14 protein-coding genes and 1 pseudogene are annotated in these 13,759 nt (G+C 72.1%); 5 read left to right on the top strand and 10 right to left on the bottom strand.

Annotation, left to right across the window (positions count from 1 at the left end; translation table 11 throughout):
• Both G3I42_RS02890 and G3I42_RS02885 read left to right on the top strand, forming a co-directional pair.
• On the top strand, nucleotides 1–458 hold a 458-nt coding region (locus G3I42_RS02890), incomplete at its 5' end, for an ATP-binding protein (protein ID WP_239096227.1).
• The gene (locus G3I42_RS02885; RefSeq protein ID WP_164282270.1) at nucleotides 455–1,117 is read left to right on the top strand and encodes a response regulator transcription factor; all 663 of its coding nucleotides are present in this window, start codon (nucleotides 455–457) and stop codon (nucleotides 1,115–1,117) included. The genes G3I42_RS02890 and G3I42_RS02885, both read left to right, overlap by 4 nt.
• Before the next feature lie 19 nt (nucleotides 1,118–1,136).
• Here G3I42_RS02885 and G3I42_RS37325 read toward each other — a convergent pair.
• The 3 genes and pseudogenes from G3I42_RS37325 to G3I42_RS02870 all read right to left on the bottom strand — a co-directional run.
• Nucleotides 1,137–1,339 (bottom strand): annotated as a pseudogene (locus G3I42_RS37325) (DUF397 domain-containing protein); the annotation flags it as partial.
• A 63-nt stretch (nucleotides 1,340–1,402) separates the two neighbouring features.
• Nucleotides 1,403–1,606, bottom strand: a complete 204-nt coding sequence (locus tag G3I42_RS02875) for a DUF397 domain-containing protein (RefSeq protein WP_164282269.1) — start codon at nucleotides 1,604–1,606, stop codon at nucleotides 1,403–1,405.
• Complete coding sequence (locus G3I42_RS02870; RefSeq protein ID WP_164282268.1) at nucleotides 1,603–2,439, bottom strand: helix-turn-helix transcriptional regulator; 837 nt, start codon at nucleotides 2,437–2,439, stop codon at nucleotides 1,603–1,605. Before G3I42_RS02870 ends, G3I42_RS02875 begins: the two co-directional genes overlap by 4 nt.
• Nucleotides 2,440–2,547: 108 nt before the next feature.
• On the opposite strand from G3I42_RS02870, the gene G3I42_RS02865 reads away from it, so the two are divergent.
• The gene (locus G3I42_RS02865; RefSeq protein ID WP_164282267.1) at nucleotides 2,548–2,727 is read left to right on the top strand and encodes a hypothetical protein; all 180 of its coding nucleotides are present in this window, start codon (nucleotides 2,548–2,550) and stop codon (nucleotides 2,725–2,727) included.
• Between the two features lie 370 nt (nucleotides 2,728–3,097).
• The gene (locus tag G3I42_RS02860; protein ID WP_239096226.1) at nucleotides 3,098–4,366 is read left to right on the top strand and encodes a methyltransferase domain-containing protein; all 1,269 of its coding nucleotides are present in this window, start codon (nucleotides 3,098–3,100) and stop codon (nucleotides 4,364–4,366) included.
• Nucleotides 4,367–4,681: 315 nt separating this feature from the next.
• Here G3I42_RS02860 and G3I42_RS02855 read toward each other — a convergent pair whose 3' ends face one another.
• The 3 genes from G3I42_RS02855 to G3I42_RS02845 all read right to left on the bottom strand — a co-directional run bounded on the left by G3I42_RS02855 (nucleotide 4,682) and on the right by G3I42_RS02845 (nucleotide 7,499).
• The gene (locus tag G3I42_RS02855; RefSeq protein WP_164282266.1) at nucleotides 4,682–5,416 is read right to left on the bottom strand and encodes a haloacid dehalogenase type II; all 735 of its coding nucleotides are present in this window, start codon (nucleotides 5,414–5,416) and stop codon (nucleotides 4,682–4,684) included.
• A 16-nt stretch (nucleotides 5,417–5,432) separates the two neighbouring features.
• Nucleotides 5,433–6,476 (bottom strand): EamA family transporter RarD, encoded by a 1,044-nt coding sequence (rarD, locus tag G3I42_RS02850; RefSeq protein ID WP_164282265.1) that lies wholly within the window; start codon nucleotides 6,474–6,476, stop codon nucleotides 5,433–5,435.
• 156 nt (nucleotides 6,477–6,632) lie between these two features.
• Nucleotides 6,633–7,499, bottom strand: a complete 867-nt coding sequence (locus tag G3I42_RS02845) for an SDR family oxidoreductase (RefSeq protein ID WP_164282264.1) — start codon at nucleotides 7,497–7,499, stop codon at nucleotides 6,633–6,635.
• 111 nt (nucleotides 7,500–7,610) lie between these two features.
• Here G3I42_RS02845 and G3I42_RS02840 point away from each other — a divergent pair, with 111 nt between their 5' ends.
• The gene (locus G3I42_RS02840; RefSeq protein WP_239096228.1) at nucleotides 7,611–8,015 is read left to right on the top strand and encodes a helix-turn-helix domain-containing protein; all 405 of its coding nucleotides are present in this window, start codon (nucleotides 7,611–7,613) and stop codon (nucleotides 8,013–8,015) included.
• A 65-nt stretch (nucleotides 8,016–8,080) separates the two neighbouring features.
• Here G3I42_RS02840 and G3I42_RS02835 read toward each other — a convergent pair whose 3' ends face one another.
• From G3I42_RS02835 to G3I42_RS02820, 4 genes are all read right to left on the bottom strand, one after another.
• A complete protein-coding gene (locus G3I42_RS02835; protein WP_164282262.1) occupies nucleotides 8,081–9,157 on the bottom strand; it encodes a 2-oxoacid:ferredoxin oxidoreductase subunit beta in 1,077 nt (358 codons plus the stop codon).
• A complete protein-coding gene (locus G3I42_RS02830; protein WP_164282261.1) occupies nucleotides 9,150–11,165 on the bottom strand; it encodes a 2-oxoacid:acceptor oxidoreductase subunit alpha in 2,016 nt (671 codons plus the stop codon). Before G3I42_RS02830 ends, G3I42_RS02835 begins: the two co-directional genes overlap by 8 nt.
• 406 nt (nucleotides 11,166–11,571) lie before the next feature.
• Nucleotides 11,572–12,231, bottom strand: a complete 660-nt coding sequence (locus tag G3I42_RS02825; RefSeq protein WP_343244433.1) for a response regulator transcription factor — start codon at nucleotides 12,229–12,231, stop codon at nucleotides 11,572–11,574.
• Nucleotides 12,232–12,317: 86 nt separating this feature from the next.
• Nucleotides 12,318–13,709 carry a sensor histidine kinase gene (locus G3I42_RS02820; RefSeq protein WP_164282271.1) on the bottom strand — a complete coding sequence of 464 codons (1,392 nt, stop codon included), beginning with the start codon at nucleotides 13,707–13,709 and terminating at the stop codon, nucleotides 12,318–12,320.
• Between the last annotated feature and the right edge of the window lie 50 nt (nucleotides 13,710–13,759).

The raw sequence follows: 13,759 nt of genomic DNA, 5'->3' as shown, positions 1-13,759 counted from the left end.
GACCGCCCCCGGCCCCCGGCCTCGCGGACGTGGCGGGACTCGCCGCGACGGCGGAGGCCGCGGGTGTCCGCGTCGAGGTGTCGTGGCACGGCACGCGCCGCCCCGCGCCCCCCGACACCGGCCTCGCCGCCTTCCGCGTCGTCCAGGAGTCGCTGACGAACGCCGTACGGCACTCGGGCGCCGATTCCTGCCGCGTGCGCGTCGACTACCTCGCGGACGCCCTCGCCATCGAGATCGCCGACGAGGGACCGGGCGCCGGGAGCGCCACGGGGAGCGGGAGCCGTGCGGGGGACGGTGGGACGGGCGGCGGTTCGGGCGTCGGGTACGGCCTGACCGGCATGGCCGAGCGGGTCGCGCTGCTGGGCGGTACGTTCACGGCCGGGCCCCGCCCGCACGGCGGCTTCCTCGTCACGGCACGACTGCCCCTCCCGGCCGCGACCGGGGAGAGCGCCCGATGACCATCCGCGTCCTCCTCACCGACGACCAGCCCCTCGTCCGCACCGCGCTGCGGATGGTCCTCGCCGAGACCTCGGACATCGAGGTGGTGGGCGAGGCGGGGGACGGCGCGGAAGCGGTACGGATGACGGAACGACTCGCCCCCGACATCGTCGTGATGGACCTCCGGATGCCCGGCACGGACGGGGTCGAGGCCACTCGCCTGATCACGTCGGCCCCGGGGACCGCGCGGGTCGTCGTCCTGACGACTTTCGACGACGACGAGTACGTCTACGGGGCCCTGCACGCGGGCGCTTCCGGCTTCCTCGTCAAGGACATGGCCCTGGACGACATCCTCGCCGCGATCCGGGTCGTCGCCGCCGGGGACGCCCTCCTCGCCCCGGCCGTCACCCGCCGCCTGATCCGGCAGTTCACCGACCGCCACGCGGCACCCGCGCCGCCGCACGGGGCGCGGCTCGACGCCCTCACCGCGCGGGAACGCGAGGTGCTGACACTGGTCGGCAGGGGGCTGTCCAACACCGAGATCGCGACCGAGTTGTTCATCAGCGTCGCCACGGCCAAGACGTACCTGACCCGCCTCCTCGCCAAGCTGGACGCCCGCGACCGCGTGCAGTTGGTGATCCTGGCGTACGCGGCACGGCTCGTCGTACCTCCGCGGTGACGTTGGCGGGCGCCAAGAATCGGAGGTGGGTTCCGGCGGGGTTCTTCGAGTCGCGGACGGGAGCGGTGTGAGGGCGCTGGGTGCCGACTTCGATGCACGTGCCGCCGTTGTCGTACGAGGAGGTACGCCGGTCTGCCGCCGTCTCCAGGAGTCGCCCCCGTTGTTGCCGTACGTGGAACTTGCGTCGTCCCGGCCTCCCGTTGACTGCCGGGAGCTATGCATTGCCCAGGACAGCGCGAAGCCCCGTCCGGTGGGTGACGGGGCTTCGGGACGCGGAAGGTTGGCTCAGACGTCGAAGTCGCCACGCTTCGCACCGGCGACGAAGCCGGTGAAGGCGGAGGTGGGGAGAGTGAGGGAGGGGCCGTCGGGGTTCTTGGAGTCACGGACCGGGACGATGCCGTGGGCGGGGGCGAGGTTGGTGGCGACCTCGACGCAGCTGCCGCCGTTGTTACTGTACGAGGACTTGAACCAGCGGGGAGCGTTACTCACGGGTGTTCCCTTTCAGCCTGTTCGATCAAGGCCACAGTCTCCGCTTGGGAAAGCGACACGGCCTGTGCCTGATGGTAGGCGGTCATCAAGGCAGCGACAGACGTCAGTTCGCGATCTAGGTGTCCCTGCGTCTGTGACTCCGCGTACGAGACGATGCCGCGATCCGGGAGCGTGAGCAGATTGGTGAGCAGGTCGAGCGGACGCCGTTCCCCGACGGAGAAGGGAACGATCTGAAGGACGGTATTGGGGAGGGCCGCAAAGCCCACCAGGTGACGTAGCTGGGCCTTCATAGCTTCCGAGCCGCCGATAGTGCGGCGGATGCAACTCTCGTCCAGTACCGCGAAGATCATCGGCGGACGCTCGCCCTGCACGGCGTGTTGGCGTTCGGCCAGTGCGCGCAGCCGCTGCTCCGCCAGTTCCGCCGTGATCGCACCGCGCTGAACCGCTGCTTCCGCAAGCGCCCTGGCATATTCGGGGGTCTGGAGCAGCCCCGGGACTATGCCGGTTTCGAAAGCCCGGATCTCGACGGCCCGCGCTTCGAGTTTGAGGTACTCGGGGAACCCCTCCAGCAAGGCCCCGAACGTGATGTTTCGCCACTCGCGCTCGAACGACCGCTCGGTGTTCGTGAGCCCCAGCGCGGTGTCAAGCGCCACCGAGAAATTGAGTGTTGGTTTCTTCGCGGCGATTTCCACGCCGGACATGTGCGACTCGGCGTAGCCCACCCGCTTTGCCACGTCCTTCTGTCGCAGTCCCAACTCCTGCCTTACCTTGCGCAAACGCGCTCCGTAGGCCGCGTAAGGCCCCGCGTCCGGGTTCAACTTCTTGATGTTCAAGGGGCGTTCCTCCCCGCCTTCCACCCGTTGGCACAACGTTGAGTAGTTCTCCAAGCTAGGTCACCGTGTACCTCCCCGGTAGCCAAACCACCACGGAGAGGAACCGTCATGCCCCTGCGCCTCGTTCACGAGCGCCCGCTCGAGTCCCCCGAACCCGACCTCCCTTGCCGCCTCTGCGACCGCCTCCGCGTCGAGGAGCGGGAGGCCACCGCCGCCGGGGACCACTCGCGCGCCGTCGACTGCCGCGTCCTCATCGGGCGGCACCCGCATGGGTTCTCGCGGCGGTGAGCCGCGCAGGTCAGCGGCCTCGCCGGGGAAGGGGAGGGCCGATCATTGCCCGTACCGTTGCTGGGGCGTTGGCCGGCCCCGGCCGGTACCGCCGCCACCTTCCGGCCGGCCGCCGCGCTCACTTCCCCGGTCCCGTCGCGCCGCCCCCGTACATCCGTCCCCACGGTGAGACGGCGGGCCCCGCGTCAACGCGCGGCGCGGCGGGTGGTTCCTCCCTCGTGCCGTGCCCCGGAAGCCCTTTCCGGCGTTTGACTCACATCCCCCACGGGTGCTCTTCAGCCAGAGACAGAGGTGCCGTCATGCCCCCACCACCGGTCCGCCGCCGCGCCGCGCACGCGTGCCCGTACGAGTGTGCGGGGGTCGAGCGGGCATGGTGACGAGCGAGCGGGGCAGCGCGGAGCGGGACGCCAGGCTGCGGCTCGGGCGGCGGATGAGTGCGACGGGAGTGCTCGCGCCGGACTGGCGGGCGGCGTACGACGAGGTGCCGCGCGCGGCCTTCCTGCCGCCCCTCATGTGGCCGTGGGACGCCGAACAGCGCGCGCACGTACCGGTGTCGCGCAGCAGGGACCCCGCCACGTGGCACGGGTACGCGGACAGCGATGCCCCGATCGTCACCCAGTGGGATGACGGCGAGCACACGGGGCTGACGCCGGGGCGGCACGCCACCTCGACCGCGCTCGGGCCCTCCGTCGTCTTCGGGCTGCTCGCCGACCTCCGCCTCGGCGAAGGCGTCGGGCGGGTCCTGGAGGTGGGGACCGGGACGGGGTGGACGACGGCGCTGCTCGCGCACCGGCTCAGCGTGCCCGCAGTGACGAGCTTCGAGATCGACGAGTCCACCGCCGCGCTCGCCCGCCAGCGGCTGCGGCGTTTCGGGCTCAGCCCGGAGGTACGCGTCGGCGACGGCCTCTCGGGGTACAGGACGCAGGCCCCGTACGACCGGATCGTGTCCTGCTGCGGGCTGCGCGAGGTCCCGTACGCGTGGATCGAGCAGAGCGCGCCCGGGGCGCTGATCGTGGTGCCGTGGGGGACGAACTTCTGCACGGCCGACGTCCTCGTGGCGCTGCGCGTGAGCGGGGACGGGCGCTCGGCGAGCGGACGCTTTCTGCGGCCCATCGAGTGCACGCGGGCGCGTGGGCAGCGCTGGCGCGGCGGCGCGCGGGCCGAGTACCTGCGCGAGACGGGCGCCAAGGCGCACCGTTCGACGGCGTGGATCGGCACCGACATCCTCGACTCGGACCTGCTCGGCAGCGCCCGCTTCGCGCTCGGCCTGCGCGTGCCGCGCTGCGCCACGGCGGTCGCGCCGACGGTGCAGTGCGACGGCGGCCGGCCCGTGTGGTTCCACGACACGGGCGGCACGGGTTCGTGGGCGTGCCTGGTGCTGCGACCCGACGGGGAATCGACGGTGTTCCAGTACGGGGAGCGGCAGTTGTGGCACGAGGTGGAGGCCGCCTACCGCTGGTGGCAGACGGCGGGGCGCCCGGGGTACGGGGAGTTCGGGCTCACGGTGGGGGCGGAGGGGACGAGGGCTTGGCTGGGGGATGAGGGGCGGGGGTGGGCGGTGGAGAGCGGGGGTGCTGGGGGCGGGGGTGCCGGGGGTGGGCTGAGGACAGACCCCCACCCACCCGGGGGGCGCCCCTGAAACCATTCTTTCGCAGGTCGGGCGGCTCCCCGTACCAACTCCGCGCATCTGTGGATAACTTCGGGAAATCCGCGACGCGCCTCACCCGTACGAGTGTGAGGTGCCTGTGGAAAGAAGCTTGTGGCGAACGGTAATTCGCTGAGGGCCGAGAGCGTGGGGCAGAGGTGAGTGAGTGCACACTCACTCGCGAGAGGTGTTTCCGGCAGCGGGCCCGTCGGCCAGACGGTTGCGGAGCCCGCGCGAGGCCGGAGCCGCCGAGGCCGGGCCCGCCGGAGGCGGCGCGGCACGGTCGGGCGCCGCCCCCGCCCGGGTCCCTCACCCCAGCAGCCGGTCCGCCAGATCCGTCAAGTCCGTGGCCACGAAGTCGAAGCGGTCCTCCGGCGTCGGCTCCTCGCGCCCCTCGCGGCGCACGTACGCCGTTCGCATCCCGAGGCTCCGCGCGCCGCGCAGGTCCCAGGCGTGCGCCGCGACCATCAGCACGCGTTCCGGCGGGCGACCCACCGCAGCGAGCGCGAGTTCGTACGCGGGCGGGTCCGGCTTGAACGTGCGCGCCTCCTCCGTGGACAGCGCCAGGTGCCAGCGCAACCCCGCCCGCACCGTGATGCCGAGCAGTTCCGCGCGGCCCGCGTTCGAGAGCGCGATGAGCGGGAAGCGGCGGGCGAGCCGGTCCAGGCCCGCGACGCTGTCGGGGAACGGATCGAGCGCGTGCGCCGCGTGCGCGAGCGCCGCCACCGTCGCGACGTCGTCGTCGAACCCGGCCGCCGCCGCGACCACTCCCGCCGTCTCCACGTCCAGCGCGTCCGCCGGGAGGTACGGCCGCTGCCCGGCCATCATCCGGCGCTGCTCCGTGTCCGTGTGCTCCTGCCACAGCGCGTACAGCCGTTCCGCCCGCGCCGCGTCCGTCGTCAACTCGCCGATACCGGCGCGGATTCCCGCCACGTCGTCCACGAGTGTGCCGAGGACGTCGAAGACGAGGGCGTCGATGTCCCGAGCCGCCTCGATGTCGTGATCAGCCATGGCCTCGCGTCTTCCCGGCTTCCGGCCCTTCATCCCGCGCCACGCCGGTTCACGCCTCCCGCACGGGCGCCTCCGCCCCGTCCCGTACGGGCGCCCCGGCCCCGTCCCGTACGGGCGCCACCTCCGCGCCCGCCGGGTCCCGGACCGCCTCCGCCTCGCGCACCGCCGTACGCAGCCGCTCCGCCGTGCGGCGATTGGCGCGCGCCGTGCGCAGCGCGTCCCACGTGAGGAGGATCAGCGCGATCCACACCAGCCCGAAGCCCGCCCAGCGCGCGGCCGGCATCTCCTCGTGGAAGTAGAGGATGCCCAGGCCGAACTGGAAGACCGGGGCGAGGTACTGGAGCAGGCCGAGCGTCGAGAGCGGCACGCGGATGGCCGCCGCGCCGAAGAAGACGAGCGGTACGGCGGTGACGATCCCCGTCGAGGCGAGGAGCACCGCGTGGCCCGCGCCCTCGCTCGTGAACGTCGCCTCGCCGCGCGCGCCGAGCCAGATCAGGAAGCCCAGCGCGGGCAGGAACTGGAGCGCGGTCTCCGCCGCGAGCGATTCGATCCCGCCCAGGTTGACCTTCTTCTTCGCCAGCCCGTACGCGCCGAACGAGAACGCGAGCACCAGCGAGATCCACGGCGGCTTCCCGTAGCCCACCGCGAGGACGAGCACCGAGGCCACGCCCGTCCCGACCGCGACCCACTGCGCGGGCCGCAGCCGTTCCCCGAGCAGCAGCACACCGAGCGCGATGCTCACGAGCGGATTGATGAAGTACCCGAGCGACGCCTCCACGACGTGGCCCGCGTTGACCGCCCAGATGTAGACGCCCCAGTTGACCGTGATCACGGCGGCGGCGACGGTGACGAGCGCGAGGCGGCGCGGGTCGCGCAGCAACTCACCCGCCCAGGCCCAGCGGCGTATGCACAGCAGCAGGATCGCGACGACGCCGAGCGACCACACCATGCGGTGCGCCAGGATCTCGCCCGCCCCGGCCGGCTTCAGCAGGGGCCAGAAGAGGGGGACCAGGCCCCAGATGCCGTAGGCACCGAAGCCGTACGACAGCCCGGCGCGCGAGGCGCCCTGTGCGGTCTCCTGCGGTGTGGTCATCGCGGTCCCCCCGTTCGCTCGCGGGCCGACGACGACCGCCGCCCCCCGTGCGGAAGGTAACGGGACCGGCTCGGCTTGTCATTCCCGTATCGCCGTACGGTCATGACGGCACGGCCCGCACCCTCAGTGGTACGGGCCGTGCGGAACGGGGCTCGCTCAGCCCTCCAGCCGCTTCAGGCCCGCCGCGATCGAGTCCGCGATCGGCGTGGTCCGGTGGCCGATGAGGCGGGAGAGGTCGTCGGTGGTACCGGCGAGCGAACCGCGCTCGATGGCGCCCTCGACGTCCACCAGGATGTCCGCCATCGGCTCGGGCAGGCCCGCGCCGAGCAGCACCTGCTTGTACTGCTCGGGGGCGACGTTCGTGAACACGACCGGCTTGCCCGACTGGCGCGCGATCTCGGCCGCGAACTCGCTCATCGTCCAGGCGACGTCGCCGCTCAGCTCGTACGCCTTGTTCAGGTGGCCCTCGCCCGTGAGCACCGCCACGGCCGCCTCGGCGTAGTCCTCGCGCGGGGCGGGCGCGATCCGGCCCTCGCCGGAGCTGCCGAGCACGGCGCCGTTGGCGAGGTAGACGGGGAGCTGCGCCACGTACATGTCGTCGTACCAGCCGTTGCGCAGGAACGTGTACGGGACGCCCGCGTCGAGGATCGCCTGCTCGGTGATCTTGTGCTCGTCGGCGAGCGCGAAATCGGCGTCCGGGCCGCCGAGCACGCCCGTGTACGCGAGCTGGGCGACGCCCGCCGCCTTGGCGGCCTCGACGACGGCGGTGTGCTGCGCGGCGCGCTTGCCGACCTCGCTGCCGGAGATGAAGAGCACCCGGTCGCCCGCGTGGAAGGCGTCCTTGAGCGTCTCGGGCTTGTCGTAGTCGGCGATCCGCAGCTCGATGCCCTTCGCGGCGAACTCCGCGCCCTTCTCCTCGCTGCGGACGACGGCGGCGATCTCGCCCGCCGGGACCTTCTCCAGGAGGCCCGCGAGGACGAGGCGGCCGAGCTGCCCTGTGGCGCCGGTGACGACGATGCTCATGAAATGTGCCCTTCGTGCTGTTCTGTGCTTTCCCTCTACTCTAAGCTGCACACTAACTAAACGAAAGTACCCACTTTCGAGTAAGGTACTGGCATGACAGTGAGTGCGGAGATGGCGGTACTGCTCGGCGGGACGCCCGCCGGTGAAGAAGGCCCCCCGGACGTCAACCGGGCGATGTGTCCCTCGCGGGGCATCCTGGAGCACGTGACCTCGCGCTGGGCCGTGCTCGTGCTCGCCGCGCTGCTCACGCGGACGTACCGGTTCAGCGAGCTGCGGCGCACCGTGGGGGGCGTGAGCGAGAAGATGCTCGCACAGACGCTCCAGACGCTGGAGCGGGACGGCTTCGTGCTGCGGAAGGCGAAGGCGGTCGTGCCGCCGCACGTCGAGTACTCGCTCACGGGGGTGGGCGAGGAGGCGGCGCGGCAGGTCTTCGACCTGGCGCGGTGGAGCGAGAAGCAGGTCTCCTCGGTGGAGGAGGCCAGGCAGGCGTACGACGAACGCCGGAGAGGCCAATGATCAGCCCCTCCGGCGGTTGAGGAGCGGGGTCCGGGGCGGCGCCCCGGACCCCGCTCGAACGAAAGTCAGCCCACCACGGTCCAGGTGTCCTTCCCCGCCAGCAGCGCGGCGAGGTCGCCCTTGCCCTGCTCGGAGACGGCCGCGTCGAGCTGCTCCGCCATCAACGTGTCGTAGACAGGGCGTTCGACGTCGCGGAAGATCCCGATCGGGGTCTGGTGCAGCGTCGTCGGGTCCGCGAGGCGCGAGAGCGCGTACGCCGTCGTGGCCGTCTCGCGGTGGGCGTCGTGGATCAGGACGTCCGCCTCGTTCTCCGGCGTCACGTCGACCACGCGCAGGTCGCCGGACTCGTGGTCCCGCACGACGCCCTTCTCGCCCGTGTTGCCGAAGCGGATCGGCTGCCCGTGCTCCAGCCGGATCACCGCCTGGGCCGCCTGCTCCTTGTCCTTGAGGACCTCGAAGGCGCCGTCGTTGAAGATGTTGCAGTTCTGGTAGATCTCCACGAGCGCCGTGCCCGGGTGCTCCGCCGCCGCCTTCAGGACGCTCGTCAGGTGCTGGCGGTCGGAGTCGACCGTGCGCGCGACGAAGGTCGCCTCGGCGCCGAGGGCGAGCGAGACGGGGTTGAAGGGGTTGTCGAGCGAGCCCATCGGCGTGGACTTGGTGATCTTGCCGATCTCGGAGGTCGGCGAGTACTGGCCCTTGGTGAGCCCGTAGATCCGGTTGTTGAAGAGCAGGATCTTCAGGTTCACGTTGCGGCGCAGCGCGTGGATGAGGTGGTTGCCGCCGATGGAGAGCGCGTCGCCGTCGCCCGTGACGACCCACACGCTCAGGTCCTGCCGCGAGGAGGCGAGCCCGGTCGCGATGGCCGGGGCGCGGCCGTGGATCGAGTGCATGCCGTACGTGTTCATGTAGTACGGGAAGCGGCTGGAGCAGCCGATGCCCGAGACGAACACGATGTTCTCCTTCGCGAGCCCGAGCGAGGGCATGAAGCCCTGCACGGCCGCGAGCACCGCGTAGTCCCCGCAGCCGGGGCACCAGCGGACCTCCTGGTCCGACTTGAAGTCCTTCATGGACTGCTTCGCCTCGGCCTTGGGCACGAGCGAGAGCGAGAGCGGACCGGCGGGCGCCTGCGTGGTCTCAGTCATCGATGACCTCCTTGAGCGCCGTCGCGAGCTGTTCCGCCTTGAACGGCATTCCGTTGACCTGGTTGTAGGACCGCGCGTCCACGAGGTACTTGGCGCGCAGGAGCGTCGCGAGCTGGCCGAGGTTCATCTCGGGGACGACGACCTTCTCGTACGACGCCAGGACCTCGCCGAGGTTCGCGGGGAAGGGGTTGAGGTGGCGCAGGTGGGCCTGCGCGATGCTCTCGCCCGCGACGCGCAGGCGCCGCACGGCCGCCGTGATCGGCCCGTACGTGGAGCCCCAGCCGAGCACGAGCGTGCGCGCCTCGTCGCCGGGGTCGTCCACCTCGATGTCGGGGACGCGCACGCCGTCGATCTTCGCCTGGCGGGTGCGGACCATGAACTCGTGGTTGGCAGGGTCGTACGAGATGTTGCCCGTGCCGTCCTGCTTCTCGATGCCGCCGATGCGGTGTTCGAGCCCGGGGGTGCCCGGCACGGCCCACGGGCGCGCCAGCGTCTCGGGGTCGCGCTTGTACGGCCAGAACACCTCGGTGCCGTCGGCGAGTTCGTGGTTGAACCCGGTCGCGAGCGGCGTCGTGAGGTCGGGCAGCTCGTCCGCCTCCGGGATGCGCCAAGGCTCGGAGCCGTTGGCGAGGTAGCCGTCCGAGAGGAGGAAGACGGGCGTGCGGTACGTGAGCGCGATGCGCGCCGCGTCGATCGCCGCGTCGAAGCAGTCGGCGGGGGTACGGGGCGCGACGATCGGCACCGGGGCCTCGCCGTTGCGCCCGTACATCGCCTGGAGCAGGTCGGCCTGCTCGGTCTTCGTCGGCAGGCCCGTGGAGGGGCCGCCGCGCTGGATGTCGACGATGAGGAGCGGGAGTTCGAGCGAGACGGCGAGACCGATCGTCTCCGACTTCAGGGCCACACCCGGGCCCGAGGTGGTCGTCACCGCGAGGCTGCCGCCGAAGGCCGCGCCGAGCGCGGCGCCGATCCCGGCGATCTCGTCCTCGGCCTGGAAGCTGCGCACGCCGAAGTTCTTGTGCTTGCTCAGCTCGTGCAGGATGTCCGAGGCCGGGGTGATCGGGTACGAGCCCAGGTACAGCGGCAGTTCGGCCTGCCGCGAGGCCGCGATGAGCCCGTAGGCGAGCGCCAGGTTCCCCGAGATGTTGCGGTACGTGCCGGTGGGGAACGCGGTCGTGGCGGGCGCGACCTCGTAGGAGACCGCGAAGTCCTCCGTCGTCTCGCCGAAGTTCCAGCCCGCGCGGAAGGCCGTGAGGTTCGCCTCGGCGATCTCGGGGCGCTTGGCGAACTTGGCGCGCAGGAACTTCTCCGTGCCCTCGGTGGGCCGGTGGTACATCCAGCTCAGCAGGCCCAGCGCGAACATGTTCTTGCTGCGGCCGGCGTCCTTGCGGGACAGGTCGTATTCCTTGAGCGCCTCGACGGTGAGCGTCGTGAGCGGTACGGGGTGGACGCTGTAGCCGTCGAGCGTGCCGTCGTCGAGCGGGGAGGCGTCCCAGCCGACCTTCTGCATCGCGCGCTTGGTGAACTCGTCCGTGTTGACGATGATCTCCGCGCCGCGCGGCACGTCCGCCAGGTTCGCCTTCAGCGCCGCCGGGTTCATCGCGACCAGGACGTCCGGGGCGTCGCCCGGCGTGAGGATGTCGTGGTCGGCGAAGTGGAGCTGGAAGGACGAGACGCCGGGCAGGGTGCCTGCGGGGGCGCGGATCTCGGCGGGGAAGTTCGGCAGCGTCGAGAGGTCGTTGCCGAAGGAGGCGGTCTCGGAGGTGAACCGGTCGCCCGTGAGCTGCATGCCGTCCCCGGAGTCACCCGCGAAGCGGATGATCACCCGGTCCAGTTTGCGGACCTCCTTCGCGCCGGACTGCGCGGGCGCCGCCAGGCGCTCGGTGTCGGGCTCGGGGCCTTCGAGCACGTCCGTCACGGGGGCGGGGGCCTGCGGCGCGTCCGTGGGGCGCGGCTCGCCGACGACCGCACCGTCGGACGGCCCGGCTGGGCTGCTGACCTGGCTGGTCACTGGAAGTGGACCTCCCGTCGAGGCGGTGGCGGCTCCCGCCGGGGCCCGGCGGGGGCTTTTCGTGGCCGTTGCTTCTGTGCCTTGTCTCCTGCGGAACAGCCTACGTCGGTAAGGGTCCCCTTCCCGGGACGGGTCATATCGCGAACGCTCCCCGAGGGCCGGGAAGCGCCCGCCGGGGCCCTTTTCCGATCACGGCACGGCCAAATCTGCCCGTTTCGTGGCTGTTTTTCAGGGTTCCGCTCCCCGCGGAGGACGCGAGGCGGAAATGTCTGGTTCTTTTGGCCTAGGCAGCCGGCCGGGGACCCCGCGCCGGCCCGGACACCCCGCGCCGGCCCGGACACCTCGCGCCGGCCCGGACACCTCGCGCCGGCCCGCGCACCCCGCGCCGCTCCGGGACCTCCCCGGCCTACGACCGCAAGTACGTGAGCACCGCGAGCACCCGCCGGTGGTCGCCCTCGCTCGGCGAGAGGCCCAGCTTCATGAAGATGTTGCTCACGTGCTTCTCGACCGCCCCGTCACTCACCACGAGCGCCTTCGCGACCCCCGAGTTCGTCCGCCCCTCCGCCATCAGCGCCAGCACCTCCCGCTCGCGCGGGGTCAGGTGGGCGAGCACGTCCTGCTTGCGGGAGCGGCCGAGGAGCTGGGCGACCACCTCCGGGTCGAGCGCGGTGCCCCCGCCCGCGACCCGGTCCACGGCGTCCACGAACTCCCGTACGTCCGCGACCCGGTCCTTCAGCAGGTAGCCGACCCCCCGGCTCGACCCGGCGAGCAGCTCGGTCGCGTACTGCTCCTCGACGTACTGCGAGAGCACGAGCACGCCGAGTGCCGGGTACGCCTTGCGGAGCGCGACGGCGGCGCGCACGCCCTCGTCGGTGTGCGTCGGGGGCATCCGTACGTCCGCGACGACGACGTCCGGGAGCGCGTCCCCCTCCGCGAGGTCCCGCACGGTCTTCACGAGCGCCTCGCCGTCCCCGACGCCCGCCACGACCTCGTGCCGGGCGTCGGTCAGGAGCCGGGTCAGCCCCTCCCGCAGGAGGACGGAGTCCTCCGCGATGACGACCCGCACCTTCGCCGCTCCCGCCGCTGCCTCTGCCATGTCTGCCACTTCTGCCACGTTCCCCCGCAGTCGGAATGCCTACGGGGGACAGCATTTCAGGAAGCGGCACTCCTGTGGGCCCCGGCGCCCGTCCAGGTCCCCGCCCGGGTCCCCGCCCCGGCGGCCCGCGTGCCGGTCCTGGCCGTCCACGGCAGTTCGGCGGTGATCGTCGTCGGCCCCCCGGGCGGCGAGTCGACGAGGAGGACCCCGTCGACCGCGTCGAGCCGGTCCGAGAGCCCGGCGAGCCCCGTACCGCCGTGGAGCGAGGCGCCCCCCGTCCCGTCGTCGCGCACCTGCACGAGCAGCCGCCCGTCCGCGCGCCACACCTCGACGGCCGCCGTGCGGGCGCCGCTGTGCTTGCTGATGTTCTGGAGCAGCTCGGAGACGGTGAAGTACGCGATGCCCTCGACCGCCTCGGCGGGCCGCTCTTCGAGGTCCACTTCGACGGAGACCGGCACCGTGCAGCGCGCGGCGACCGACGAGAGGGCCGCGTCCAGGCCCCGGTCGGTGAGGACGGCGGGGTGGATGCCACGCGCGAGGTCGCGCAGCTCCTGGAGCGCGGTCTTCACCTCGCCGTGCGCCGAGGCGACGAGCCGCGCCCCCGCCTCCGGGTCTTCGAGAAGCTTCTCCTTCGCGATCCCGAGGTCCATCGCGAGCGCCACGAGCCGCGCCTGCGCCCCGTCGTGCAGGTCCCGCTCGATACGGCGCAGGTCGGCCGCCGCCGTGTCCACCACGACGCCCCGGTCCGACTCCAGCTCGTCGACCCGGCTCGCCAGGCGCGAGGGCCCGAGCAGCCCCCGTACGAGCATCCCGTCGACGGCCGTCAGACCCCGTACGAGCCAGGGCACGAGCAGCGTCACCAGGAGGCCGGTCGCGCAGGTCAGCGCCAGCTCCCAGGGGGCTTCGAGGTACTCGGTGCGGTGGGTGTCGCCGTAGATCTGGATGCCGTTGCGGCCCACCTCGCTCGGCACGAACCACATCCACAGCGGGTACGTGAGCATGATCAGCCCGCTGCCCCACAGCGCGAGCGCGAGCGTCGTGGCGAAGGCCGTCCACGGGAAGTGCAGGAAGGTGAAGAGGAGGTTGCGCCAGGACTCGCCGCTCTTGAGCAGCGCGCCCATCCTCCCGAGCGCCGAGTTCCGCCGGGCCCGTACGGGCCGCGTTCGCGGCACCCGGGTCCCCAGCAGCCCCCGCGCGAGCCCCCGCTCCACGTGCGCGAGCCCGCGCGCCGAGGCGAGCAGCAGCGCGAGCACCGGCACCCCGACGAACGTCACGAGCAGCCCGGCCCCGAGCCAGAACATCACCATGGACCAGCAGAAGACGGCGATCGACAGCGGCAGGCTCACCACGAGATACAGCAGCTCACGCCAGAACCGGCCGCTCACGGGGGCGAGCAGGGCGCGGGCAAGGGGGGAGCGCGCGTCCGGGCGGGGGGCGGGCGGCGGCACGAGCGGCCAGCCGTCGCGGTCGTAGCGGTCGCGCCGGCCGTGGCCGTCGT

It is taken from the genome of Streptomyces sp. SID11385 (genome assembly GCF_010548245.1).
GTDB lineage: Bacteria > Actinomycetota > Actinomycetes > Streptomycetales > Streptomycetaceae > Streptomyces.
The sequence above is the reverse complement of the archived record's forward strand: the minus strand, read 5'-3'. Positions and strand labels throughout refer to the sequence as shown.